General features: G+C 62.2%; 23 protein-coding genes. 11 read left to right on the top strand and 12 right to left on the bottom strand.

All coding sequences use genetic code 11. The features are described 5' to 3' along the window. Positions 1-10: 10 nt before the first annotated feature. On the top strand, positions 11-1,183 hold the full coding sequence (locus R3C13_RS02450) for an isovaleryl-CoA dehydrogenase (protein ID WP_371309206.1): 1,173 nt from the start codon (positions 11-13) through the stop codon (positions 1,181-1,183). Here R3C13_RS02450 and R3C13_RS02445 read toward each other — a convergent pair. Continuing rightward, a complete protein-coding gene (locus tag R3C13_RS02445; RefSeq protein ID WP_371309205.1) occupies positions 1,180-3,153 on the bottom strand; it encodes an ATP-binding protein in 1,974 nt (657 codons plus the stop codon). The genes R3C13_RS02450 and R3C13_RS02445 overlap by 4 nt on opposite strands. 85 nt (positions 3,154-3,238) lie before the next feature. Then, positions 3,239-5,041 carry a patatin-like phospholipase family protein gene (locus R3C13_RS02440; RefSeq protein WP_371309204.1) on the bottom strand — a complete coding sequence of 601 codons (1,803 nt, stop codon included), beginning with the start codon at positions 5,039-5,041 and terminating at the stop codon, positions 3,239-3,241. Positions 5,042-5,157: 116 nt separating this feature from the next. On the opposite strand from R3C13_RS02440, the gene R3C13_RS02435 reads away from it, so the two are divergent. The 4 genes from R3C13_RS02435 (at position 5,158) to R3C13_RS02420 (ending at position 8,807) form a co-directional block, all read left to right on the top strand. Next, the gene (locus tag R3C13_RS02435) at positions 5,158-6,765 is read left to right on the top strand and encodes a carboxyl transferase domain-containing protein (protein ID WP_371309203.1); all 1,608 of its coding nucleotides are present in this window, start codon (positions 5,158-5,160) and stop codon (positions 6,763-6,765) included. A gap of 76 nt (positions 6,766-6,841) precedes the next feature. Next, entirely contained in the window at positions 6,842-7,423 is a 582-nt protein-coding gene (locus R3C13_RS02430; RefSeq protein WP_371309202.1) for an NAD(P)H-dependent oxidoreductase, read from the top strand. A 123-nt stretch (positions 7,424-7,546) separates the two neighbouring features. Beyond that, positions 7,547-7,849, top strand: a complete 303-nt coding sequence (locus tag R3C13_RS02425; RefSeq protein ID WP_371309201.1) for an EF-hand domain-containing protein — start codon at positions 7,547-7,549, stop codon at positions 7,847-7,849. Between the two features lie 157 nt (positions 7,850-8,006). Beyond that, a complete protein-coding gene (locus R3C13_RS02420) occupies positions 8,007-8,807 on the top strand; it encodes an enoyl-CoA hydratase-related protein (RefSeq protein ID WP_371309200.1) in 801 nt (266 codons plus the stop codon). 6 nt (positions 8,808-8,813) lie between these two features. Here R3C13_RS02420 and R3C13_RS02415 read toward each other — a convergent pair whose 3' ends face one another. Continuing rightward, complete coding sequence (locus R3C13_RS02415; RefSeq protein ID WP_371309199.1) at positions 8,814-9,170, bottom strand: hypothetical protein; 357 nt, start codon at positions 9,168-9,170, stop codon at positions 8,814-8,816. A gap of 129 nt (positions 9,171-9,299) precedes the next feature. Here R3C13_RS02415 and R3C13_RS02410 point away from each other — a divergent pair, with 129 nt between their 5' ends. The 3 genes from R3C13_RS02410 to R3C13_RS02400 all read left to right on the top strand — a co-directional run bounded on the left by R3C13_RS02410 (position 9,300) and on the right by R3C13_RS02400 (position 12,839). Continuing rightward, positions 9,300-10,187 carry a DUF817 domain-containing protein gene (locus tag R3C13_RS02410; protein WP_371309198.1) on the top strand — a complete coding sequence of 296 codons (888 nt, stop codon included), beginning with the start codon at positions 9,300-9,302 and terminating at the stop codon, positions 10,185-10,187. Continuing rightward, entirely contained in the window at positions 10,184-12,088 is a 1,905-nt protein-coding gene (locus R3C13_RS02405; protein ID WP_371309197.1) for a biotin carboxylase N-terminal domain-containing protein, read from the top strand. The genes R3C13_RS02410 and R3C13_RS02405 overlap by 4 nt, the downstream gene beginning before the upstream one ends. 205 nt (positions 12,089-12,293) lie before the next feature. Then, entirely contained in the window at positions 12,294-12,839 is a 546-nt protein-coding gene (locus R3C13_RS02400) for a peroxiredoxin (protein WP_371309196.1), read from the top strand. Positions 12,840-12,922: 83 nt separating this feature from the next. Here the strand turns inward: R3C13_RS02400 and R3C13_RS02395 are convergent, their stop codons facing one another. Further along, a complete protein-coding gene (locus tag R3C13_RS02395; protein ID WP_371309195.1) occupies positions 12,923-13,252 on the bottom strand; it encodes a hypothetical protein in 330 nt (109 codons plus the stop codon). Positions 13,253-13,416: 164 nt separating this feature from the next. Continuing rightward, positions 13,417-14,757: a glutamate--tRNA ligase gene (gene gltX, locus R3C13_RS02390; protein ID WP_371309194.1), complete on the bottom strand. Its 1,341-nt coding sequence runs from the start codon at positions 14,755-14,757 to the stop codon at positions 13,417-13,419. A 146-nt stretch (positions 14,758-14,903) separates the two neighbouring features. Between gltX and R3C13_RS02385 the strand changes: the two genes are divergently transcribed. Further along, positions 14,904-15,734 carry a hypothetical protein gene (locus tag R3C13_RS02385; RefSeq protein ID WP_371309193.1) on the top strand — a complete coding sequence of 277 codons (831 nt, stop codon included), beginning with the start codon at positions 14,904-14,906 and terminating at the stop codon, positions 15,732-15,734. On the opposite strand, the gene R3C13_RS02380 is transcribed toward R3C13_RS02385, so the two are convergent. The 5 genes from R3C13_RS02380 to R3C13_RS02360 form a co-directional block, all read right to left on the bottom strand. Beyond that, positions 15,731-15,889, bottom strand: a complete 159-nt coding sequence (locus tag R3C13_RS02380) for a hypothetical protein (RefSeq protein ID WP_371309192.1) — start codon at positions 15,887-15,889, stop codon at positions 15,731-15,733. The two genes, R3C13_RS02385 and R3C13_RS02380, sit on opposite strands and share 4 nt — an antisense overlap. Positions 15,890-15,891: 2 nt before the next feature. Further along, entirely contained in the window at positions 15,892-16,785 is an 894-nt protein-coding gene (locus tag R3C13_RS02375) for a lysostaphin resistance A-like protein (protein WP_371309191.1), read from the bottom strand. Then, positions 16,739-17,266: a winged helix DNA-binding protein gene (locus tag R3C13_RS02370; protein WP_371309190.1), complete on the bottom strand. Its 528-nt coding sequence runs from the start codon at positions 17,264-17,266 to the stop codon at positions 16,739-16,741. The genes R3C13_RS02375 and R3C13_RS02370 overlap by 47 nt, the downstream gene beginning before the upstream one ends. Positions 17,267-17,376: 110 nt before the next feature. Further along, entirely contained in the window at positions 17,377-19,029 is a 1,653-nt protein-coding gene (locus R3C13_RS02365) for an NAD+ synthase (protein ID WP_371309189.1), read from the bottom strand. A gap of 88 nt (positions 19,030-19,117) precedes the next feature. Beyond that, complete coding sequence (locus R3C13_RS02360; protein ID WP_371309188.1) at positions 19,118-19,483, bottom strand: hypothetical protein; 366 nt, start codon at positions 19,481-19,483, stop codon at positions 19,118-19,120. Between the two features lie 36 nt (positions 19,484-19,519). Here R3C13_RS02360 and R3C13_RS02355 point away from each other — a divergent pair. Further along, positions 19,520-20,700 (top strand): IS3 family transposase gene (locus R3C13_RS02355; RefSeq protein ID WP_371309187.1). Its coding sequence is split into 2 segments (ribosomal slippage): positions 19,520-19,778 and positions 19,778-20,700, totalling 1,182 coding nucleotides; the frame shifts between segments, so codons are not numbered across the junction. Here R3C13_RS02355 and R3C13_RS02350 read toward each other — a convergent pair. Together R3C13_RS02350 and parE are read right to left on the bottom strand one after the other, a co-directional pair. After that, complete coding sequence (locus R3C13_RS02350; protein WP_371309186.1) at positions 20,623-22,062, bottom strand: P-loop ATPase, Sll1717 family; 1,440 nt, start codon at positions 22,060-22,062, stop codon at positions 20,623-20,625. The genes R3C13_RS02355 and R3C13_RS02350 overlap by 78 nt on opposite strands. Positions 22,063-22,461: 399 nt before the next feature. Next, positions 22,462-24,465: a DNA topoisomerase IV subunit B gene (parE, locus tag R3C13_RS02345; protein WP_371309185.1), complete on the bottom strand. Its 2,004-nt coding sequence runs from the start codon at positions 24,463-24,465 to the stop codon at positions 22,462-22,464. A gap of 53 nt (positions 24,466-24,518) precedes the next feature. Between parE and R3C13_RS02340 the strand changes: the two genes are divergently transcribed. Continuing rightward, positions 24,519-25,820, top strand: coding sequence for an NADH:flavin oxidoreductase/NADH oxidase family protein (locus R3C13_RS02340; RefSeq protein WP_371309184.1), 1,302 nt, complete (start codon positions 24,519-24,521; stop codon positions 25,818-25,820). Positions 25,821-25,903 lie beyond the last annotated feature (83 nt).

Raw genomic sequence — 25,903 nt, 5'->3', positions numbered from 1 at the left:
GTCAGGCCCGATGATCCCGAACGCATATCCCACCCTGAACTTCGATCTCGGCGAAACCGCCGACATGATCCGCGAAACCGTGGCAAGTTTTGCCCAGAACGAAATCGCGCCCCGCGCCGCAGAAATTGACCGCACCGACAAGTTTCCCCGCGACCTCTTGCCCAAGATGGGTGAGCTTGGCCTGCTGGGCATCACGGTCGAAGAGGAGTGGGGCGGCACCGGCCTCGGCTATCTCGAACATGTCGTGGCGATGGAAGAAATCTCCCGCGCCTCTGCCTCGGTGGGCCTGTCTTATGGCGCGCACTCAAACCTTTGCGTCAACCAGATCCGCCGCTGGGCGAGCGATGCGCAGAAGACGCGCTACCTGCCCAAACTGATGAGCGGCGAACATCTCGGCTCGCTCGCCATGAGCGAGAGCGGGGCGGGCTCCGATGTCGTCTCCATGAAGCTTCGCGCCGAGAAAAAGGGCGATCGCTATGTACTGAACGGCACCAAGATGTGGATCACCAATGCGCCGGATGCGGACGTTCTGGTTGTCTATGCCAAGACCGAGCCGGAAGCAGGCTCCAAGGGCATCACCGCCTTCCTGATCGAGCGCGGCATGAAAGGTTTTTCCGTCGCCCAGAAACTCGACAAGCTCGGCATGCGCGGCTCGGAAACGGGCGAACTCGTGTTCGAGGATTGCGAGGTTCCGGAAGAGAACATCATGGGCCCGCTGAATGGCGGTGTCCGTGTGCTGATGAGCGGGCTCGATTATGAGCGCGCCGTGCTCTCGGCCGGGCCGACCGGCATCATGCAGGCCTGTATGGATGTCGTGATCCCCTATATCCACGACCGCAAGCAATTCGGCCAGTCGATCGGCGGGTTCCAGCTGATCCAGGGCAAGATCGCGGACATGTACGTCCAGATGAATGCCGCCAAGGCCTATGTCTATGCCGTCGCCAAGTCCTGCGACCGGGGCGAGACGACCCGCAAGGATGCCGCTGGCGCCATCCTCTATGCAGCGGAAACCGCGACGAAACTTGCGCTCGATGCCATCCAGATCCTCGGCGGCAACGGCTATATCAGCGAATACCCGACCGGCCGCCTGCTCCGCGATGCGAAGCTCTACGAGATCGGGGCAGGGACGTCCGAAATCCGCCGCTGGCTGATTGGCCGGGAACTCTTCGGCGAGACGGCCTAGGCGCGGCGGCGCCGGTCCTCCACGACCAGTGGCAGGCTCAGCACCTGCCCGATGACCGTGACCATGGAGCGCTCGTCGATCGGCTTGGAAATATAGCCGTCGAAGCCCTTGGCCATGAATTTCTCACGGTCGCCGCGCATCGAGTCCGCCGTCAGCGCGATCACCGGGGTCATCCTGTTCGGGCCGTCCATATCGCGCAGGCGCTGGAAGGCCTCGACACCGTCGAGCCGCGGCATGTGGACATCCATCAGCACAAGGTCGAATTTTTCCTGTGCCAGCGCCTCGAGCGCCTCGAATCCGTCGCAGGCCTCTGAAATCACAAGGCCGTAATGCTGCAGGAAGGATCGGGCGACACGGCGGTTGATGCCATTGTCATCGACCACGAGCGCCCGTGTGCCTGACAGGCTCTTCCGTTCCTCCCGCCGCGGAGCGGCAGGTGCTGCAGCCGGCAGCGTGACCGGGTTGTCGGTAACAGTCCATTCCGTGTCCGACGTGTCGGCAACGAGCTTCAGCGTAAAGACAGACCCGCGCCCGACCTCGCTCGCCACGGTCACATCGCCACCCATCATCCGGGCCAGCTTGCGCGTGATCGGCAGGCCAAGTCCCGTGCCGCCATACTGGCGCGTCGTCGAACCGTCGGCCTGGACGAAGGTTTCAAAGATCCGCTCAAGCTTGTCCTTCGGGATGCCGCAGCCGGAATCGGAAATATGGATGATAAGGCGCTTCGAGCCTTCATCGACCGGCTCGCACGTCACCACGACGAGGACATCGCCTTCGTGCGTGAACTTGATCGCGTTCGACACGAGATTGTCCACGCACTGGCGCAGGCGCACCGGGTCGACCATCAGGCGCGAGGGTACGCTCGGATCGACAAACATCTGCAGGCGGATACCCCGCTCGTTCGCGATGGCTTGGTGCAGCTTGATCATCCGGCTCAGCTTGTGGCGCAGGTCGGTATTCACCGGCGTCACTTCGAGGCGTCCGGCTTCGATCTTCGACAGGTCCAGAATGTCGTTCAGGATCGACATGAGCGTCTTGCCGGAATCGAGGATCGTGCCGACCTGTTCGGTCTGGGCCGGGGTGAGGGCGCTGTTCGCCAGAACCTGGGCCATGCCCAGCACGCCGTTCAGCGGTGTACGGATTTCATGGCTCATATTGGCCAGGAATTCCGATTTCAGGCGTGTCGCCTGTTCCGCGCGGTGCAGCGCATCGCGCAATTCGTGCGCGCGCTGGCGTTCTTCCTTTATGTCCCGGACATAGGAAATGTAGACCGGCGCGCCGTTCTCGCCCCAATTGGTGCTCGAGAGAGAAATCTCGACACGGTTCTTGCCCCCGTTCTTACGGGGTGTTTCCGCTTCGTGGACATGGCGAATCTTTTCGCCCGCGGCCATCTGCCGGGCAAGCTCCGGGTCTGGACGATACGATTTTTGCCCGGTCAGAATGCCGATATTCTTACCGATCAGTTCTTCCTCGGCATATTCCGAGAGGTCGCACAAGGCCTTGTTGACGTACAGGATACTGCCGGTCGCGTCGCTCACGACGATCCCCAGCATGGACTCATCGCACGCGGCCTTGGCGAGCTGGTAGAGACGCTGGGCTTCATCGCGTTCTATCGCCAGGTCGGTCACTTCATGCGAGAGTGATACGGCGCCGCGGGGCGAGGGGACAACCGTAGTCTTCATCACCTTGCCGAGATGGCGCGCGGCGCGGCCTTCGCTGGTGATGAAAGAAATAGCCTGTCCTTTGCGCAGGACGTCCTTGATCACCCGGACCATTTCCGAGTTCTCATAGTTGGGGTCGAACTCGAAGATCCGCATCCCGACCACGCTGCCTCCCCCCGGAAGGATGGTCTCGTTCATGAGCCGGTTCGCCGCGACCCATTCAAGATCGATAATGTCCCCTGTTTCGTTCTTCACAGGCGCGATCTCGCAGATCACGACCGGCAGAACATCCAACAGGCCGATGTCCATGAAAGTTGCCCTCCAATGCCTTACGGCACAGCCGGCAGGAGTCGCAGAACATACTTAACACTGTATTGAAATTTACAGGTTCAGCCTATTTCTCTGTCGTTGTGAACTGCAATTTCTGGTTGGCTGCATCCAGGGCGGTCAGGGTCGCCTCATATCCGGCCCGGACCGTCTCATCATAGGCCTCCCAGTCGCGCAGCTGGGTTTCGGCGAGTTCCGGCAGGACCAGAACGTCCGTCATGTCCCGTCCGAACTGGCGGTCCGCCCGGATTGTCGCCACGCGCATCAGCACGCCCGCGATTGGCGGCGCATTGGAAAAGCCGTGCCGGGTGACCCATTTGAAGAAGCCGGCCGGCTTTTCGAACTCCGCGATATTGAGGCCTTCGGGCTGGCGGGTGACGTCCGAGCCGATGATATAGCCGCGATGCATTTCGCGCATCACATCGACCGGGAAATTGTTGAGCACCGCTCCGTCGACCAGCAGGTCATTGCCGGAAACCACCGGCGGCAGGATGCCGGGCAGGGAGATGGTCGCCCGCAGAACTTCGCGCAGCTTGCCGGTGCGGTGGATGCGTTGCGACCCGCTCATCAGATTGGTCGAGGTGGCGAAGAAAGGGATCGGCAGGTCGCCGATTTCGGCCTCACCGAAATGCTCGCGCAGCCGCGCGTCGACGCGCAGGCCCTTGACCAGCCCTACCACCGGCAGGGTGTAGTCGCCCAGCGGATTGCTCTCCACGAAGGCCTTGCGGATGCGCATGTCGATCTCGGCATCGTCCCAGCCGAGCGCCACACAGGCGGCAATGACCGCGCCCATGGACGCGCCGCCGACAAAGTCGATCGGCACACCCCGCTCGCGCAGGGCCTTCACGACGCCGATATGCGAATAGGCGCGGGCCCCGCCGCCCGACATCACAAGGCCCACCGAGACGCCGGCCATGACGCGGGCCAGCCGGTCGCATTCGCTGCCTTCCATGCCCTGCCAGTGGAAAAGGCGCGTCGCGCCGGCCGCTTCCAGCCATTCCATCGGGCGGCTTGCCTGCCGCGCGCCGCCGGGATGCAGAAGCACCACGTCGACCAGCTTCAGCGCGCGGGCAGGGGAATGATCGTCCGGCATCAGCGGGTTGGACGGGCGTGCATCGGCCCGGCCCACCACCCAGATCCGGTCCGCCTGCCGGATCGACAATTTGTACCAGGATGTGTCGCCGATGGCCGACACGAGGATCACCACATCGTGGCGCAGTTCCAGGTCGTCGAAATAGGAGGCGGGCTTTTCCTGCCCCTGCGCTTCCTCGACGATGACGACGCGGCGGCCGATCTTTTCAAGGCTGGCCTTGAGGGCCTTCGCCCTCAGATTCAGGTCGATGGTTGGTGAGGTGGCGATCAGGGCAAACACTTTCGGCGCCGAACGGACATTGCGCTGCCCTTCCCGGCCGACCCGCCGCAGGATGATGCGGATCATGTGCTCCAGCAGTTCCGGCTCTGCCTTGACCAGCTTGTGCCAGCCTTCACGCGAGAAGCCGACAATCTCGGAATCGCGCAGGGCGTAGACAGAACTCGTATGCGGTGCATCGTCCGGCGTGCCGTCGCCGTCGAGGTCGATCCCGCCGAGGAACAGGGCCATTTCGCCGACCGGCTCGCCCGGCCGGATATGGCCGATGAATTCCGAGCGTCCGTTGGCGCCGTCACGGAAGGCGCCCAGCGAGCCCGACAGGACAAAATAGATCCGGTCGGCCGCTTCGCCCTTCAGGAACAGGGTCGCCCCGGCGGGCAGGGAAAACCAGTTGGCTTCCCGCCCGGCCGCGCGCATGGCACGGGCCGGCACGTCCTTGAGGAAGGAAATGGTCTTCAGCGACGGGGTGATGTCCAGGCTCATCCCCTTGAAAATGCGCATTTCCGTAGCCCTTTCAACGGTGAGGCCCGGCCAGCCATGTCAAAATCCGGTGACATGCGCGTGACACCTGTGCCGCACCTCGCTAAGCCTGCCAGAAAGAATTGAAGGGAGGCTGAATGCCCGTCCTGAAATCCACTCTGGACGTCGCGGGCGCCAAGTTCGCGGCCAACAAGGCCGTCATGCACGGCCTCATCGACGACCTGCGCAACCATACCGAAAAGGCCGCGCTGGGTGGCCCGGAAGCCTCCCGCCAGCGCCATGTCGAGCGCGGCAAGCTGCTCCCCCGCGAGCGGGTCGAGCGCCTGCTCGACCCCGGCAGCGCTTTCCTCGAAATCGGCGCGCTGGCGGCGCATGGCATGTATGACGGCGAAGCGCCGGGCGCCGGCATCATCACCGGCGTCGGCCGCGTCGAGGGCCGCGAATGCATGATCGTGTGCAATGACGCGACGGTCAAAGGTGGCGCCTACTTCCCGGTCACGGTGAAGAAGCATCTCCGGGCTCAGGAAGTCGCACTCGAAAACCATTTGCCTTGTATCTACCTTGTCGACAGCGGCGGCGCCAACCTGCCGCACCAGTCGGAAGTCTTCCCCGACCGGGAGCATTTCGGCCGCATCTTCTACAACCAGGCCCAGATGAGCGCGAAGGGCATCCCCCAGATCGCCGCCGTCATGGGCAGCTGCACGGCAGGCGGCGCCTATGTGCCGGCCATGTCGGACGAGACGGTGATCGTGCGCAAGCAGGGCACGATCTTCCTCGGCGGCCCGCCGCTGGTGAAGGCAGCGACGGGCGAGGTGATTTCGGCAGAGGATCTCGGCGGCGCCGACGTGCATGCCCGCCGCTCCGGCGTTGCGGACCATTACGCGGCCCATGACTCTCATGCCCTCGCCATCGTGCGCTCCATCGTCCGCACACTGGCAAAGCCGAAGCCGCAGCCATTCGAGCTGACCGATCCGGCAGAGCCGCTCTACGACCCGGCCGAACTGCACGGCCTCGTCCCGCAGGATGTGCGCGAGCCCTATGATGCCCGCGAAGTCATCGCCCGTCTCGTCGACGGCTCCGAGTTCCACGAGTTCAAGAAGCTCTATGGCGAAACCCTCGTCTGCGGCTTCGCGCGGCTCTACGGCATGCCGGTGGCGATCCTTGCCAATAATGGCATCCTCTTCTCGGAGAGCGCGCAGAAGGCCGCGCACTTCATCGAGCTGGCGGACCAGCGGCGCATTCCGCTCGTCTTCCTGCAGAACATCACCGGCTTCATGGTCGGCTCGAAATACGAGGCCGGCGGCATCGCCAAGGATGGCGCCAAGATGGTGACCGCCGTTGCCACCGCCTCCGTGCCGAAATTCACCATCGTCACCGGCGGCAGTTTCGGGGCTGGCAATTACGGCATGTGCGGCCGCGCCTATTCGCCCCGCTTCCTGTTCATGTGGCCGAACGCCCGTATCTCCGTCATGGGCGGGGAGCAGGCAGCCAGCGTGCTGGCCACCGTCCGCCGCGAAGGCATCGAGCGCAAAGGCGGGGAATGGTCCACCGCCGACGAGGAATCCTTCAAGCAGCCGATCCGGGATCTCTACGAAACCGAAGGTTCGCCCTATTACTCCACCGCGCGCCTCTGGGACGATGGCATCATCGACCCCGCCGACACCCGCCGCGTCCTCGGCCTCGCCCTTTCGGCCAGCCTCAATGCTCCGTTCCCGGACCGAGGCTTCGGCGTTTTCCGGATGTAGTTTTCCAGGCGTTTGACCGCCATCAAGCGCCTGTCATCCTTTCCTGCTAGACATGGCGGGGAAGGGAGCGACGCTTATGCCTCAATCCATCTGTATCCTCGACGGCCACCCGGACCCGGAAAAGCACCACCTGATTCATGCCCTGTGCGATGCTTATGCCGACGGGGCGGCTGCCGAGGGCCATGAGGTGTCGCGCATCGATATCGCCGGCATGGACATTCCCCTGCTGGAAAAGCCCGACGACATGTTTACCCCTCCACCGGAGCCCATCCTGTCCGAGCGGGAAAAGATCGGCGCGGCCGACCATCTGGTCATCGCCTTCCCGCTATGGATGGGCGGCATGCCCGCCAAGCTGAGGGCCTTTTTCGAACAGGCCGCGCGCGGCGGCTATTTCGTGAAGATGCAGGATGAAGGCTGGCCCGCGCAGATGATGAAGGGCAAAAGCGCGCGTGTCATCGTCTCCATGGCCATGCCCGGCCTCGTCTATCGCTTCGGAATGGATGCCGGCGCCCTGAAGGCGCTGGAGCGCGGCATCCTTGGCCTGTCGGGCTTCAGGAGCGTGCATCACACGATCATCGGCATGGCAGGCGATCTTGGTACCGAGGATTTCCGGTCCTGGCAGACGCATTGCCGCCAGCTTGGCACCGAGGGCGCCTGACCGGCATTATTAAATCCGCGTCGTGAACGTGTTTTCACGCCACATGAACCCGGTCCTCATTTAATCTCCCTTCCATGGCGCTGGCATCCGGGTGGCGGGGGCATAGCAAGAGGGAGACCTGACATGAAACGCACCCCATTCCTGGTGCTCGCAGCCTTTGCCACGGCCCTGATGGGCCATGCCGGCGAATTGCCGGACTTTGCAGATTTCGACGCCGACGATGACGGCCTGATCAGCGAGGCGGAGTTCGTTTCCCACAAGACAGGTGATGGCCGCACGACGGAAGCCGAAGCGGTCGCGAAGTTCGGAAAATTCGACATGGATGCCAATGGCTCGGTAAGCGAAGAGGAGTTTGTGGCCACGCTGGAAGCCTGGAAAGCGAGGCAAGCTCAGCCGGTCCCGGAAACGAGCGGTCTGACGAACTAGGTTCGTCGTCCCCGCTCGCCCCGGACGGCCTCCCCGCGCGCGGCGGGGGGGCCGTTTTCTTTGGCCCGCACCTGCTGCGGCATCTTGAGGACACAGGCCCGGTTGCCCCGCCCGCCGTCCGGGTCCAAAACACAAGGGACATTCCAGGAGGGCTCCCATGCGCGATTCCAATTATGACCTGATCCAGCTCTTTGCCACCGAGGAGGGCCTCGCCGTCGTCACGCTCAACCGTCCGGACGTGCACAATGCCTTCAATGCCGAGCTGATCGCGGAGCTGACCGACGCCTTCAAGTCGATCGCCGACGAAAGCACCATCCGCATGATGATCCTGCGCGGGGCAGGGGCGAGCTTTTCCGCCGGTGCCGACCTCGACTGGATGAAGCGCGCCGCCCTTCACACCAAGGAAGACAATGTCCGCGACGCGATGAACCTCGCTGAAATGCTGCGCACGCTCTGGGAGATGCCGCAGATGACGCTCGCCATGGTGCAGGGCGCGGCCATGGGCGGCGGGGCAGGGCTGGTCGCGGCCTGCGATGTCGCCGTCGCCATGACCGATTCCAAGTTCCGCTTTTCCGAAGTCCGCCTCGGCCTCACCCCGGCCACCATCAGCCCTTATGTCATTGATGCGATCGGCCCGCGCTGGGCCCGCGCCCTGTTCACCACCGGCGAAGTCTTCGACGGGGCGTTCGCCGAGAAGATCGGCCTCGTCCAGTATACGGTCGCCAACATGCAGGAGATGACGAAAATGGAGGAACACCTCGCCGGCCTCGTCTTCTCCGCTGCGCCCGGCGCCGTGTCGGACGCTAAGAAGCTGGTCGCCGATGTCACCGGTGAAGTCATCGACAAGAGCCTTGGCCATGAGACGGCCAGGCGCATCGCCGAACGCCGCGCGTCCGACGAGGGCAGGGAAGGCATCACGGCCTTCCTCGAAAAGCGCAAACCCTATTGGGTGAAATAGGCGCGGTTATTCGGACGGTTCGCCGATCGCCTTGCGGATGCTCTTCACCGGCAGGCCGATGTCTTCCATCATCGAGATCGTGGCATTGACCGGGTTTATCCCGGTTAACTGCTCGATTTGGGTCTGGAATACCCAGGCGAGCACGCCGAACATGATCAGGTAGATCAGGAACTGCATCAGCGACTTCAGCAGGAAAGCGCCCGCACTGCCGACCACAAGGCCGACGCCGCCAAGAATGACCGCACCGGCAATCGGCGTCAGCTCGCTGACATTGGCAGCTTGCGTATATCCGATATACCCGCCGACAGCCGCCCCGACCAATCCCGCAAGGCTGCTCAGTTTAACCCCAGACGCATAGGCCATGTTTCTTCCCCTCGTTTCAGGATGGTTAACCCTCGCAAACCGCACTCGCCTGCACAAGGCCGGATTTGCGGTGCGGATAGCCGCGAACGCGCCTGAAACCCGCCGCGATCTGAAGCGACACCGGCAGGCATGACACCGCCCCCGTTCGCCCCGAAACCCCCGAATGCCGTCCAGCGCTGGCTGCACCGGGAGCGTGAGGCCTTGCGGGCGCGCTGGGTGAAGGGGCCGTGGAGCCTGGCGGCCTTCGAATTCGTCAGTTTCGGCATCAAGCAGGGCTGGGCCTGCCTGTTCGGCGGGGCCATGCTGGGGCTTCTGCTGGCGACGTTCCTGTTTTATCCGGAGCACGCCCCGCTTTCGCGTTACGATTTTCTGGTTATCGGCGCAGTATGTATCCAGGTGCTGATGCTCTGGATCGGCCTCGAAACACTGGAAGAGGCAAAGGTGATCTTCGTGTTCCATGTCGTCGGCACGATCATGGAACTGTTCAAGACCGCGCATGGCAGCTGGATCTATCCGGAGGACTCAATCCTGCGGATCGGCGCGGTGCCTCTGTTTTCTGGATTCATGTATGCCGCCGTCGGCTCCTATCTTGCCCGGGTCTGGCGGATTTTCGAGTTCCGCTTCACGCAGTTTCCGTCACTCTGGCTGCAGGGCCTGCTGGCGGCGGTGATCTATGTGAATTTCTTTGCGCATCACTGGCTGCAGGACATCCGCCTCGGCCTCTTCCTGGCCACCTTTCTGATCTATGGCCGCTGTTTCGTCTGGTTCCGGCCGGACCAGCATCACCGGCCCATGCCGCTCGTCATCGGCTTCCTGCTCGTCGCCCTGTTTATCTGGTTTGCCGAGAATATCGGCACCTTCGCCCGCGCCTGGGCCTATCCCGGCCAGGAAAATGGCTGGCACCCGGTCTCTTTATCCAAGCTCGGATCATGGTATCTCCTCATGATCATCAGTTTCGTCCTGGTCGCCGCGGTGCATCGCAGCGGGCATCGGGACGCCGGAGGGGCCGGGCAATGACCATCAGAAAACTCCTCGTCGCGAACAGGGGCGAGATTGCCTGCCGCATCTTCGAAACCTGCCGCGCGCTCGGCATTGGCACCGTCGCGGTCTATTCCGACGCCGACGCGGCGGCCAAACATGTCCGCGAAGCGGATGAGGCGGTGCATATCGGCCCGGCGCCCGCGGCCGAAAGCTATCTCAAGATGGACGCCATCATCGCTGCCGCACGCTTTGCCGGGGCCGACGCCATCCATCCCGGCTATGGCTTCCTGTCGGAGAATGCCGACTTTGCCGAAGCGGTCACGAAAGCCGGCCTGATCTGGGTCGGCCCGCCGCCGGCTGCCATCCGCTCCATGGGCCCGAAGGATGAAGCGAAGCGCATCGCGGAAGCGGCGGGCGTGCCCGTGCTGCCCGGCTATCGCGGTGAAGCGCAGGACGCAAAAACCCTCACCGAGGCGGCAAAGGAGATTGGCTTCCCGCTGCTCATCAAGGCGGTTGCCGGCGGCGGCGGCCGGGGCATCCGCCTCGTGACCAAAGCCGCCGATCTCAAGGCAGAACTCGAAAGCGCCGTGCGCGAAGCGGAATCCTCCTTCGGCGACGGCCGGGTCATGCTGGAAAAGCTGGTCGAGCAGCCGCGCCACATCGAGGTGCAGGTGTTCGGCGACAGCCATGGCAATGTCGTGCACCTCTATGAGCGCGACTGCTCGCTGCAGCGCCGCCGCCAGAAAGTCATTGAGGAGGCGCCCGCGCCCGGCATGCCGGAAGACGTGCGCAAGGCGATGACTTCTGCCGCCGTCGCATTGGCAAAGGCCGTGAAGTATGAAGGCGCCGGCACGGTGGAATTCATCGTGGACGGATCAAAACCGCTGTCGCTCGACACGTTCTGGTTCCTTGAAATGAACACCCGCCTGCAGGTGGAACATCCGGTAACGGAAATGATCACCGGGCAGGATCTGGTCGAATGGCAGCTGATGGTGGCGGGCGGCGAGGCCCTGCCGCTGGCACAGAAGGACATTCCGCTGCATGGTCACGCCATCGAGGCGCGGATCTGCGCCGAAGACCCGGCACAGGATTTCCGCCCCGGCGCGGGCCTCATTCTCGAATTCGGCCTGATCGAGCCGGTGGATGGCGAGATTGTGCGCTGGGATGCGGGCTTCGAGACCGGCGACCGCGTGCCCGGCAATTACGACTCCATGATCGCCAAGCTGATCGTGCACCAGGGCAACCGCCGCGCCGCCTGCGAGCAGCTGATCGAGACCCTGTCGCACCTCCAGCTTGCCGGCGTGCCCTCCAATGCCGGCTTCCTCAGCCGGTGTGCGGCATCGGACGATTTCCTGAACCATACCCATCATGTGAACTGGATCGCGGAGCAGGGTGAGGCGCTGACCCATCCGCCGTCGGAGCATCAGCATGCGTCCGTCTTGGCGGTGGCCGATGTCCTGCTGACCGGCACGGGCGGGGCCAGCCCCTGGGACATCCGCGATGGCTGGCGATCGAATGCGGCGCCCGTGCGCAAGGCCATGGTGGCCGTCGGCGCCGATGCCGACTGGCTCGATCCCGATGATTTCGATTTGGACGCAGAGACGCCGATGCCGGTGGTGACGGACCTCTCGCCTCGCCGATATGCGGTGACGACCGGAGGCGACACCGTGCTGGTCGAGGTGCCGGATTTCGATGCCGATGCCGAGGCGCTCGCCGGCGGCGACATGGTCAAGGCGCCGATGCCGGGCAAGGTTCTGTCGATTTCCGTGAAAGCGGGCGCTGAAGTGAAGCGTGGCGACACGGTCGCCGTCATGGAGGCCATGAAGATGGAACATGCCCTGACGGCGCCGCGCGATGGCGTGGTCGAAACCGTCTCGGGCAAGGCCGGCACTCAGGTCGCCGAGGGTGATATCCTCGTCCAGCTGGTGGCGGAGTAGGGCGGCGCCGCACACGGGGCGAGCAAGACTGCACGGGAATCGGGCCCGGGCCCGTGCGCCTGAATCTGCATGCAGGGCATGACGATGTGTCGCCTTGAATTTCTGGCTGATTCCCAATAGCGGCTTGGGTCTGGCGGCCGTCCGGCTGTCGATTCACCGTTTGCCGTTCCGGCTCCAACATCCGAATTTCAAGAGAGGTCTGGCCATGACCCCTGGCTATCGCATTCCGAATGTAACTTTCCACACGCGTGTCCGCGACGAGAGCGTCGGAGGTCCTAACCCCTTCCGCTGGCAGGACATGACGAGCGACGATTATTTCAAGGGCAAGCGCGTCGTCCTGTTCTCGCTGCCGGGCGCCTTCACGCCGACCTGCTCGACCTACCAGCTGCCGGGCTTCGAAAATTCCTTCGACGCGTTCAAGGCGCAGGGCATCGACGAGATCTACTGCATGTCCGTCAACGACAGCTTCGTCATGAACAAATGGGCCGAAGCGCAGGGCCTGAAGAATGTGAAAGTCATTCCTGATGGCGCCGGCGAGTTCACCCGCCGCGTCGGAATGCTGGTCCGCAAGGACAATCTCGGCTTCGGCCTGCGCTCCTGGCGCTATGCCGCCATCATCAATGACGGCATCGTCGAAGCCTGGTTCGAAGAGCCGGGCCTTTGCGACAATCACGGCGAAGACCCTTACGGCGTCTCCTCGCCGGAGAATGTGATGAAGTGGCTGAAGGAAAACCAGCTCGCGGACGCGTAAGCCTGCCGCCGACGGGCTCCGCCCTCACGGCCGGTCCGAAACAATGCCGGCATCTCCGCCTTGGGATGCCGGCATTTCTGTTTTCAGGCGGCGACGGCGTAGGCCGGCCGCGTGTGAACCGGGCGCACCGGCACGGCGCGATAGCGCGGGCGGATGACCGGCGGGGCGATGATCTCGCCGAGATGGTTGGCGGCAAAGGCGGACGGGTCGGTCTTCAGGATGCGCTCGCCATATTCGTTCACGCCGATGACCACGCGCGCCAGCGTCACATCCGGCCCGGCGGCCCAGAATTCGACGCCTGCCTCGGACAGTTCCATCACCTTGTCGAGCCCGAGCCGGAAATGGTCGCCATAGACCACATCCCGGTCTTCGGCCGCATCGAACTCACATCCCTGAATGACCATCCGCACCATCACGCAACTCCCAGCCTGTATCTGAACCCATTTGCGCGGGCATCCGTGTGCCCCGCGATATGAGAACATAAGCAGAATATTTACGCTTTGGAAAGAGAAAAGTTCCATTTTTGTTCACGGCGAACTAAAACGGAACAGAATCAAGCAACTGGCCGCGCCGGTCTCTAGCCGCCCAGCCGCATCAGCGCCCGTTCGCGCCCGATCAGGGGCAGCAGCGCGCCCATGTCCGGCCCGTGTTCCTGGCCGGTCAGGGCCTTGCGGAGGGTCATGAAGAGGGCCCGGCCCTTGCGGCCGGTCTTGTCCTTCACGGCATTCGCCCAGGCGCTCCATGTTTCGGCGGTCACGTCACCTGCCGGGAAGAGCGCCGCCGCCTCGGCCACGAAGTCCTTGTCCTCATCGGCCACAATCGGGTCGATGTCTCCGAACACGGTTTCCACCCAGGCCTTCACGTCCGGCAGGAGGGAACAGTTCTCGCGCACCACGGTCCAGAAGGCCTCGTCTGCCGCGCGCGGGTCGGCCTCCGCCAGCCGCTCCTTCACCGCGTCGAAGGGCAGGGCATGGAGGATGGCGGCGTTCAGGTTCAGCAGTTCCGCCTCGTCGAAGCGCGCCGGCGCCCGGCCGATCTTGGCAAAGTCGAATTCCGCCGCCAGTTCGCTGAGGCTGCTGCGCGCTTCCACATTGTCCGACGTGCCGATCTTCGCCAGCAGCGAGCAGATCGCCATGGGCTCATAGCCCTGCACGCGCAGTTCGCCCATCGACAGAGAGCCGAGCCGCTTCGACAGGCCCTGTCCGTCCGCCCCGATCAGCAGCGGTGTGTGCGCCATCTCCGGCGCCGTGCCGCCGAGGGCGCGGAAAATCTCGATCTGCGCGCCGGAATTCGTCACATGGTCTTCGCCGCGCACCACATGCGTGATGCCGGCATCGATATCGTCCACCACGCTCGGCATGGTGTAGAGATACGATCCGTCCTCGCGGATGAGGATCGGGTCCGACAGGCTGGACGTGTCGATGCTCTGCGGCCCGCGCACGAGGTCGTTCCACTCCACCCGCTCACCGGAAAGCCTGAAGCGCCAGTGCGGCTTCACGCCGTCGGCTTCCAGCTTCGCCTTTTCTTCATCGGTCAGCTTCAGCGCGGCGCGGTCGTACACCGGCGGGCGCCCGCGCGAGAGGGCGATCTTGCGCTTGCGCTCCAGTTCGTCGGCCGTCTCATAGCACGGATAGAGCAGGCCCATGGCGCGCAGCTTGTCGGCCGCGGCATCGTATTCGGCAAAGCGGTGCGACTGGCTGAAGGTCGACTCCCAGACAAGGCCCAGCCAGGTCAGGTCTTCCCGCAGGCCATCCTCATATTCCTGTGTCGAGCGCTCCAGGTCCGTATCGTCGATGCGCAGGATGAACTTGCCGCCATTGGCATGCGCAAACAGCCAGTTGATCAGCGCCGTGCGCACATTGCCGACGTGCAGGCGGCCGGTGGGCGAGGGGGCGAAGCGGACGATGGGGGCAGTCATGAGCGTGATGGGGGCCTGTTTTGCAGGTGAAATTGTGCCGCTTTCGACACCAAATCGCAGAAAAAGCCAAGCGATCCCTGCCACATTGTTGCTATTCTATGCACTAATGTGGCACCGGCAGGTGAGTCGTATTCCAGGAGGGGACAATGAGACAGGCCCTGTGTCTTGCTCTGGCAGCAGGCCTTGTGGCGTGCGGAAAGCCTGCGCCGCCGCCGGAAGCGCCCGATGTGAGCGTCACCGAACCGGCCGCGCCCGGCGCCGACGAGATCGTCAAGTCGCCCTATGAGATCGGCCAGCCTTCCGAGGATGACGTGGACTATGCCGCACTCGCCGCCTATCCGGCCGGCTGGCATGTCTCCACCGGATGGCCGGGCGAATACCCGGCCGGGTTCGTGGTGCTGGATCCCGGCGTGAAGGTGGCCGGCCGTGCGCGCCCCAACCCGGACGAGCCGGCAAGCCTCACCTGCCCGCTGCCTGAATATGCGAATTACCAGATCTGGAACCAGCCGCGCGTCGCCGCCGACGACCTCATCTTCATCGTCGCGACGAAAACCGTGCCGGTGACGATGACGGCCGACGCCTCGATCGAATACCCCACCGACAATGGCATGAAGGTGCTGGAGCTGAAGCGCGGCGATGTCCTCTCCTATCTCCGCTATCTGGGGGAGGGGTTCGCCATCTTCGGCTTCAATGATGCCGAGTATGACATCAACGAGGCAGAGCTGCGCGATATTTCCGATCTCACCGCCGGCGTGGTGGACGAAGACCAGTGGGTGGACGTCACCTGCATGGACGGCACGCGCGCCTGGCTGCTCTATGACGAGGTGATCGCCCACGACTCCATCGTGCCCTCGCCCATCGTCGGCTTCGGCGAAGCCTCCGACATCTATCCCGACGAAGTCGAGCGCGTGCGCGAAGACGGCCTGCAGGCCGAGGCGCTCAGCGACGAGCCATTCGACGGCGGAACCGGGGACTAGGTTCCGGCCCTCCAGGCGCGTCCCGCGCGGCTAGATATCCCATCCCATGTGCCTCCGGTGATGCCGGGCGAGTCCACAAAGGTGTGGGCGATGATCAGGGGCCTGAGGTTTCGCCTGTAGAGCAGGAACAGGCCGCCGAGGACGACCCCGATCATGCCTACATCCCCTCGGCTTTTGCGCGCCGCCAGTAATAGATTGCCATGAGCGTGACGATGAGGGGGACCATCAATCCATATTCGTCGATCCAGAACCGCGTCTGATCATTGGGTGTGGTCAGGGGTGAGAAGATCTTTTGGATGTAGATGTTGTGGGCGCCGTGAAAGAAGACAGCGGGCCAAAGCGAATTCGACCGGAACGCATAATACGCCATGATGACCGACATGCTCGTGATCATCAGGGTGAAGCAGGCGACCTGGAATAGCGGGTCTCCAGATCCGTATTTGAGGACGATCGGATAGTGCCAGGCGGACCAGACGACGCCGCTGACCAGAGCAACGCCGCCAAACGGCAGAACCTTCCTCAGTTCCCAGATGAAGAAACCGCGCCAGCCGATTTCCTCTCCCGCGATCGTGCCGAGGGATTTTGCGAATTGTATCGTTGCGAACAACGCCACCATCAGCGCCGCCGCCAGACCCGGGCTGTCCGGCAGGCCAAGTTCTTCAGACCAATCGGACATCGTGTCGGCGTCGAATGCGCCGCCGAACCCGACACTCCAGGCGATCGCATAGCTGATCGTCACATAGGCGACCGGGACCAGATAGGACTGGATGTTGTCGCGCCAGTTCCCGATCCTCCACGGCAGCGAAGCAATTTTTCGCCCCGTGATCTTGAGCGTCAGAAACGCGGCGATGGCCGGACACCACATCAAGGCGCCCACATAGATGCTGACCGGCGCGAGGCCGACAATGGCGAAATGCCCCACCGCACTGATGGCCGTCAGGATAATCAGGAATATGGCGATCGACTTCCGTGCAGCCCGCTTATCCGCTTCGGCGACCGTCATCCTATTTCGCTTTCTGTTTTTTGCTTGATGCGCCGGCCGTTGCCGCATGCTTGCGAATGCGCTCGAGCAGGGGCGTGCGCCGCAGCGCATCGATCGCGCGATCCAGGATCGCCGGAAGGTCGTGATCGATCTCGGCGTACAGTTCGGTGAGCGCCTGTTCGATCTCTGCCAGGCGAACGAGCAGGCGCTGATACTGTGCCTTTCCGCTTTTCGTCAGACGCAGAACCTTGCGCCGGCGATCCTTTGGGTCATCCCTGCGTTCCAGCAAGCCAAGCTCTATGAGACCCTCGACACGTTGAGCCGACAATTGGTGGGGTTCATCGAGGGCCTTGGCGATGTCCGCCAGGGATACCTGGCCTTTGTCTCCGATGAACAGGGTGCAGGCGACCGCCCTTGCGGGGACGGTAATGTCCGCCTCACGCAACAGATCGTCGCCCTGGTCGGCGATCAGGTCCACCAGCCTCAGGAGTTTGTTGGACACGAACGCGCCCTTCAGCGCGTGCTCGTCTCTGAAGTTCATCGCCGCCATGCTCTGAGCCTTCCAACATAAAAGCAATTAATTGCGCAATAAGTTGCATGTATGTCTCGAGCGAGGGAATGTCAAACTGAGCGCTGGTCGTCTCGTCCGACTGCGGAGATTTAATCGTCCCGGAAGCGGTTGGTGATCGGGTAGCGCCGGTCGCGGCCGAAATTCTTGCCGCCGATCTTGACGCCGGGCGGGGCCTGGCGGCGCTTGTATTCGGCGATGTACAAGAGGTGCTCGATGCGGCGCACGGTGGCCGCGTCATGCCCGCGGGCGAGAATTTCGTCGACATCCTCCTCGCCCTCGACAAGGCCGCGCAATATATCGTCCAGCACGTCATAGGGGGGCAGGGAGTCCTGGTCCGTCTGGTCTTCGCGGAGTTCCGCGCTCGGCGGCTTGGTAATGATCCGCGTGGGGATCACTTCGCCGCCCGGCCCCAGCGCGCCCTTCGGCACGGCCATGTTGCGCCAGCGGGCCAGCTCGAACACTTCGGTCTTCCAGAAATCCTTGAGCGCGTTATAGCCCCCGCACATATCGCCATACAGCGTCGCATAGCCGACGGCCATTTCGCTCTTGTTGCCGGTGGTCACCACCATGTGCCCGAACTTGTTGGAGAGCGCCATCAGCGTCACCGCGCGCAGGCGCGACTGGATATTCTCTTCCGTCGTATTGGGCGCCAGCCCGGCAAACTGCGTGGCCAGCATCTCGTCCAGCGCATTCACGCCGGGGCGGATATTGATGATGTCATACTTGGCGCCCAGTGCCTCGGCACACAGTTTCGCATCTTCCAGACTGTCCGAGGACGTATATTTCGACGGCAGCATTACGCACCAGACGCGCTCCGGCCCGAGGGCATCCACCGCAATCGCCGCCGTCAGCGCTGAATCGATGCCGCCCGACATGCCCAGCACGACGCCCGGAAACCGGTTCTTGTCGACATAATCGCCGAGCGCCAGCATCGCCGCGCGGTATTCCGCCTCCCAGCCTTCCGTAAGCGGAACAGTCGGCCCCTCAGGTGCAAACCGGTGCGCGGTGCCGTCATACGTCACCATCGCCGTGCCGGTGACGAAATCGCCCAGCAGCTGGTGCTCTGTCCCGTCGAAATCGACGGCATAGCTCGCCCCGTCGAAGACGAGTTCGTCCTGCCCGCCCACCTGGTTCACGAAGAGATAGGGCACGCCGGTCTTGCGCCAGGCCGAGAAGGTCGTGTGCCGCTCCACCTGCACGGTGCGCCGCCAGGGGCTGCCATTCGGCACGACCAGCATGTCCGCCCCGGCCTCGGCCAGCGCCGAGGGCACGCGCGGGAACCAGATATCCTCACAGATGGCGATGCCGAAGGTCACGCCGTTCAGCGCGAACACCGGCATCTCGCCGTCGCCGGCATCGAAGATGCGCTTCTCGTCGAACACGCCATAATTCGGCAGCTCGCGCTTGTCATAGCGCCCGGCGATTTTCCCGTCCGCCAGCAGCACGGCGGAATTGTGCCGCTTTCCCCCCTCGGCCCAGGGCGACCCGACGATCACCGCCGGCCCGTCCGCCGTCTCGCGCGCCAGCTCATGCACCGCGCTCATCGACAGCTCGACCGCGGCCGGCTTCAGCACGAGGTCCTCCGCCGGATAGCCGAGAATGAAGAGTTCCGACAGGACGACCAGGTCCGCGCTCTTGTCCTTCGCCTCACTGAGCGCCCCCCGCGCCAGCGCGAGATTCCCCCGGATGTCCCCCACCACGGGATTCAACTGCGCGACAAGAATGTTCAGCTTTTTGCTCATGGGGAGCATTTAGGGGGGAAAGGATGGTGAGGCAATTGTCTCGCCGGACAGTTTCGCTTTGGTATGGTGCTTTGACGAGTGCGGCGGTTTATTTGGCCGATGTACCGGCTATTTCGCCTTTTCGCTTTCTAATGATTTGTAGGGCCGGCCATAACATCGGCGAAACCGACAAGTAAGTGTCATCAGTCAATGTCTTCAAATCCAAATCATATGGATGCTGATATGCGTACACAACCTTATCAGAGTGAGGGGTTTTTACCCCAACGGTTCCCGTCTTATAGAGTATTGATACCAATGCATGCATGAACTCTTTGCGTATATGCTGATCGCTCGTCGGCCCTAAGTAGGTAACAGCAATTTGTTGGATCAATTCCTTCGCACCGTCGTTTGTTGATAAAGAAAGAATACACTGTTCTGCTCCAACTCGTGACCCAGCCCCCTGAATTCCGGCCATGATTTTGCAGACTCTCTCGATTAGAGAGGATGACACATGCGCAAGAGCAGATTCACAGACGAGCAGATCATCGCGATGATCCGGGAGCACGAGAGCGGCGTGAAGACGGCAGACATCTGTCGCAAGTACGGGCTGTCGGATGCGACCTTCTACAAGCTGAAGGCCAAATTTGGCGGGATGACGGTGTCGGACGCCCAGCGGCTGCGGACGCTGGAGTCGGAGAACAGCAAGCTGAAGCGCCTGTTGGCCGAAGCGATGCTCGACAATGCTGCGCTGAAGGATCTTGCCTCAAAAAACTTCTGACGCCCGATGTCAAACGCAAGGCCGTGCAGCACCTAATGGCGGTGCATGAGCTGAGCGAACGTCGGGCCTGCAAGCTGGCTGAGCTGGATCGATCAACGTTCCAATATGAGAAACAGGCGGGCGATGACGCGGCCATGCGGGAGCGTCTGCGAGCGCTGGCTGCGGCACGCCGCCGGTTCGGTTACCGCCGGCTGGGGATACTGCTCGACCGGGAGGGGCTGGGCGCCAACCACAAGAAGATCTTCCGGATCTACCAGGAGGAGGGTCTCGCCGTGAAGCGCCGGCGCGGCCGCAAGCGCGCGGTCGGCACCCGCAGCCCGATGCACCTTCCCGAGGGACCGAACCAGAGATGGAGCCTCGACTTCGTCTCCGATGCCCTGAGTGATGGCAGGCGGTTCAGGACGCTCTGCGTGGTCGATGACTTTACACGCGAGGCCCTGGCGACGGTTGTCGATGTCTCGCTGTCGGGCATCCGCGTCGCCCGGGAGCTCTCGCGGCTGATCGACCAGCGCGGTCGTCCTCAGATGATCGTCTCTGACAACGGCACGGAGCTGACCAGTCACGCAATCCTGAAATGGGTCAAGGAGGCCCGGATCGAATGGCACTACATTGCGCCCGGAAAGCCAACGCAGAATGCGTTTGTGGAATCATTCAATGGCCGGCTGCGGGACGAATGTCTCAACGAGCACCTGTTCGACCGTCTCAGCGAGGCTCGCAGCATTATCGAAGCCTGGCGGATCGATTACAATACCGTCCGCCCTCATACATCCCTCGGCGGCCTCGCTCCGGCGAGGTTCGCTGATAATGTCAGGCGAGCCCGGCCCGCTTCGCCTGAGCTACGCAAGAGCTCCGCTCAGCGGGCCTTGACCACCACCACCCAACCAGAAAGAAAGGCGAACGGAGTCTCCAAATAAACGGCCCGGATCAGGGGGCTGGGTCACTCGGTCCAACTCTTTGATTGAGAAGCGAGAGGGCATGCCACGAATTGTGTCGAGGCAAGTGGCGAGATTGGGGTGTTCATCGCCCCATTCGTCAATCAAAGCCTGTTTTCGTTTCTTTGAGTATTCGTTTTCTGCGTCATCAATTTGATCAGCCGAAACACGCGGGGAATTCGCGCTCTTTTCAAAAATTGTATTTGTGAATGCGATAATGTCTCTAGGGCGAAACTGAGTTCTGTGGATCAAGTGGTCTTCGATAGAAGTCCGATTTCTATATCGCTTTGGGAAAAGGTCATAAAAGCCGACGCTGTCCGTGGTATAGCGTCTCTTATAAGTGTATTTGATCCGCTCACTGATCAAATCGATAAGCTGAGTCTTTGTCCATCTTATTGGAATTATGTAGTCTTCAAACTTTTCTCTTTGAAATCCAGAAGTCTGAGTATGCTTGAGAGTTCGCTCAAGGAGATCAAAGCGAAGTGCAACGAGAATTTTGACATTTCGGACTTTTCTAAATGCTCTCAAAGTCTCAATCAGCGCTCTAATCAGTCGATACCGAAGATCGTCGTCGACCCAATCCTCGTCGAGTTGGTCTATCATCACATAGTATTTTTGCTGCTTGTCCGTGAAAATCTCTTCGGCCATCAGGTCCATAAGATCAGATAGCTTTTTTATCTGGACTTGGCTAACGACGTTCTTTGCGCGATGGATCACTTCGGACTTTTGCTCTTGAGAAAGGGTGTCTGCCAAACCCACCTTTCCCGATACGGTCTGCGCGTCAAACCCCACTCCAGATTTTAGTTCGTGTTCGAACTTTTCTACGATCTCTTTTATGCGCACTTCAGTTTCTTGCCAGAATTTTGTTCCCCATTCTTGAAGGTACTCAAGTGAGAGCTTCCTTGCTTGGTTTAGCCCTGCGAAGGAGCTGAGTCGCGCGAGAACGCTTTCAAAATCGCCTTCGTTTTTGACTTTGTAGCGATAGTTGAGAAGTTCGAGCACAAGCACATGGCGCCAAAGCAACTGAAAGAACAAATCGAGATCGACGCCCAGGTCATGGAAAAAGCGGATAATCGTAGAATTTGAAATGAACTGTAGAGATAGGTTTGATGGCGTGAGAACGATGCAATTCTCTTCCGTACTCCGAATCTTGTACAATGCAGCGGATTTTCCTGCGCCTGTCCTACCTAGAATTATGCATCCGGGGTCTTCAGTGTTCTTCGCGCGATCAATTGCTGTGTTTGAAATGAAGCAGTTATCTAGAAACTCTTTGTCTTCATCTGCATCGGCATAGCCAATTTTGATTCCCGGTCGGACTACAATTGAGTTTTGGCTTTTGTTCATGAAAGTCTCCCGACGTTCGCAAAATCCATCGGTTATCGACTCGTCTTCAACCCTGAATGGACTCGCCGGTGAGCATCTTTTGTGGATTTTTGAGTCGGGGAAGAGGCAGTGCGGTGTGACACTCCATGATCTTACTGTGGTGCCGGCTTAGAGGGGTATTGTTGTCTTTCTCACCCCTCAATCCCCCCTCCAATCCTACAAAATCTCTGGCCGGAGCCTTCCCGGAGCCTCAGCGGAGTTTTTTCCGGAGCCTGAGGGGCGGGTTAGTCCCCCGAGGGGGTGTGGGAAATGCAGCGCCGGGGAAGGGGGAGAGAGGGGCGGCCGCGGGCCCCCTCCGTCAGCCGGCGTCGCCGTCTGCCACCTCCCCCGCGGGCGGGGGAGGATGAAGGGGCTCAGGCCCTAGATATCCAGGTCTTCCACGAAGGCCGCGTTTTCCTGGATGAAGCGGAAGCGCAGCTCGGCCTTCTTGCCCATCAGCGTGTTGATGAGGTCGGCGGGCTTCATCTCGGTCAGTTCGTCCATGGAATCGGGCAGCGTGACACGGGCGAGCGTGCGCGTCGCCGGGTTCATCGTCGTCTCTTTCAATTGGCCGGGATTCATCTCGCCAAGGCCCTTGAAGCGCGTCATGTCGACCTTCTGGTTCGCCTTGAAATGCTCCTTCATCTTCTCGGCGCGGTCGGCATCGTCCATGGCATAGACGATCGTGCCCTTGTTCGAGAGCTTGTAGAGCGGCGGCATGGCCAGGAACAGGCGGCCGGCCTCGATCAGGCCCGGCGTCAGGCGGTAGAAGAAGGTGATCAGCAGCGCCGCAATGTGCGCGCCGTCGACGTCGGCATCGGTCATGATGATGATGCGCTCATAGCGCAAATCGTCGACGCTGAACTTGCGGCCAAGGTCCGTGCCCAGAGCAAGGGCGAGATCGTTGATCTCCTGATTGTTCATCAGCTTGTCGTCGCTGGCGCTTTCGACGTTCAGGATCTTGCCGCGCAGGGGCAGGATAGCCTGCGTCTTGCGGTCGCGCGCCTGCTTGGCGCTGCCGCCGGCCGAGTCGCCCTCGACCAGGAACAGCTCGGTGCCCTCCGGGCCCTTTTCCGAACAGTCGGCCAGCTTGCCGGGCAGGCGGAGTTTCTTGGTGGCCGTCTTGCGGCTGATCTCTTTCGCCTTGCGGCGGCGGGCGCGCTCATCGGCGCGGTCGACGGCCCAGCTGAGCAGCTTGTCGGCTTCTTTCGGGCTGCCGGCCAGCCAGTGGTCGAACCGGTCGCGCACGGCGTTTTCGACAAGGCGGAAGGCCGCCGTGGTGGACAGCTTGTCCTTGGTCTGGCCGACGAATTCCGGGCCCTTGATGAAGACCGACAGCAGCAGGCCCGAATGGCCCATGATGTCCTCGGCGGTGATGTCCGAGGCTTTCTTGTTGCCGGTCAGTTCGCCAAAATTCCTGAGGCCCTTGGTGATCGCGCTGCGGAAGCCCGCCTCGTGCGTGCCGCCTTCCGGTGTCGGGATCGTGTTACAGTAGGAACGGGCAAAGCCGTCGGCCTCGCCGAAGCCCGCCTGTGTCCAGGCGATGGCCCATTCCACCTTGCCTTCGCCCTTCATATCGACCAGGCCCGTGAACGGACTATCCGTGATCGTCGCCTTGCCGGCGAAGACTTCGTCCAGCTGGTCGGCGAGGCCGTTCGGGTAGGAGAGGACGGCCTCGGCCGGGATCTTGGAATCTTCCGGCAGCAGCGACGGGTCACAGGCCCAGCGCACTTCCACGCCGCGATAGAGATAGGCCTTCGAGCGCGCCATCTGGAACAGGCGCGCCGGGCGCCAGCGCATCTTGTCGCCGAAGATCTGGTGGTCCGGCTTGAAGCGGACGGACGTGCCGCGCCGGTTGGGCGCCGTGCCGACCTTGGCGAGCTTGCCCTGCGGCAGGCCGCGCGAGAAGATCTGGCGGTAGAGCAGGCGGTCGCGCGCGACCTCCACTTCCACCGTCTCGGAGAGCGCGTTGACCACCGAGATGCCGACCCCGTGCAGGCCGCCCGCGGTCTCATAGGCCTTGTCGGAGAATTTGCCGCCCGCGTGCAGCGTCGTCATGATGACTTCGAGGGCAGACTTCTTGGGGTATTTCGGGTGCGGGTCGACCGGGATGCCGCGGCCATTGTCGGTCACGGTCAGGTAGCCGTCGGCCTCAAGCTTGATCTCGATCCGGTTGGCATGGCCGGCGACGGCCTCGTCCATGGAGTTGTCGAGCACTTCGGCGAACAGGTGGTGGTAGGCCCGCTCATCGGTGCCGCCAATATACATGCCCGGCCGCTTGCGCACCGGCTCGAGGCCTTCAAGGACTTCAATATCCTTGGCCGAATATCCTGATGTGTCGGAGCTCATTTGGTCGAACAGCTTAGCTTGCTTGGCGGCAGCCATGTATGGTCTCCCTTAGGGGCGCTGCGAGTCGGTGTCGATATGGGAGCACATCAATGCCTGCTACGATTAACACGCCATTAACCCTGCAGAGCGGGCTGACATTCCCCAACCGCCTTGTGAAAGCGGCGATGACAGAGGGACTCGCGGATCCGCGCAATAGGGTCACTGAAGCTCACCTCCGTCTCTATCGCCGCTGGGCCGAAGGGGGCCTTGGCGGTATCATTACAGGCAATGTCCAGATTGACCGGGACCATCTGGAACAAGTGGGCAATGTAGTCATAGGGCCGGGCCTGTCGGATAAGGATCTCGACGGTTTCGCCCGCTGGGCCGAGGCGGCCAAGAGCCATGGCGCCGCCCTCATAATGCAGGTCAGCCATGCCGGGCGGCAGACGCCGAAGGCGGTGAACCCGCGCCCCGCCGCGCCAAGCCCGGTCCCCCTCGGCCTGCCAGGCGGGCAATATGGCGCGCCGAGGGCCATGACGGCTGAAGAAATACAAGGCGTTATCGTAGGATTCGGCCGCGCGGCCAGGGTCGCCAAACAGACCGGCTTTGACGGCGTTCAGGTCCATGCCGCGCATGGCTATCTCCTCTCGTCCTTCCTCTCGCCGCTTGCCAACCAGCGTCAGGATGAGTGGGGCGGGCCGCTGGAAAACCGCGCCCGGCTGCTGGTTGCCTGTGTGAAAGAGGCGAAAATATCCGCCGGTCCCGGCTTTTCCGTCTCGGTGAAGCTCAATTCGGCCGACTTCCAGAAAGGCGGCTTCAGTTTCGAGGACTGCCTCGGCGTCATCGACATCCTGAACACGCTGGGCGTTGATTTCGTGGAGATTTCCGGCGGCAACTATGAACAGCCCAGGATGATGGACCTCGAAGGCCTGCAACCCGTCTTCGAAGAACCCGTCCGCGAGTCGACCCGCGCCCGCGAAGCCTATTTCATCCGCTACGCCCGCGCCGTGCAGGACCGGGCGAGCATGCCGCTGATGGTCACCGGCGGGTTCCGCACCACTGCCGCCATGAACGAGGCGGTGGCAGCCGGGGAGGCGGACCTGATCGGCCTCGGCCGCCCGCTCTGTGTCGATCCCGATGCCCCGGCAAGGCTGCTTTCTGGCGAAGCCGCTTCGATTGATGGCTGGGAGAAGCATTTGCGCATCGGCCCCGGCCTGTTGGGGCCCCAGTCTCCGCTAAAACTCGTAAAAGCCCTTAACGGATTTGCGGGCATGAGCTGGTACTATGAACAGCTCAAGCTGATGGGCGCAGGAGGGGCCCCTGACACACGGCTTGGCGTCTTGTCCGCTTTCATGACCAACCAGCGCGCGATGGCGGCCGGAGCGAAAGCCTGGAAGGCAGCCGCGCCCTGATTTCAAGCGGATGCGCTGTTCACAATTTTGTTGCGCATATGCCGGGTTGAAGCCCCCGGTTTCGCGTTCCACATCTAGTCCAT

The sequence above is a fragment of the Hyphomonas sp. genome (genome assembly GCF_041398385.1).
Lineage (GTDB): Bacteria > Pseudomonadota > Alphaproteobacteria > Caulobacterales > Hyphomonadaceae > Hyphomonas.
Note: the sequence above shows the minus strand (reverse complement) of the source record. Positions and strands in the feature narration are given on the sequence as shown.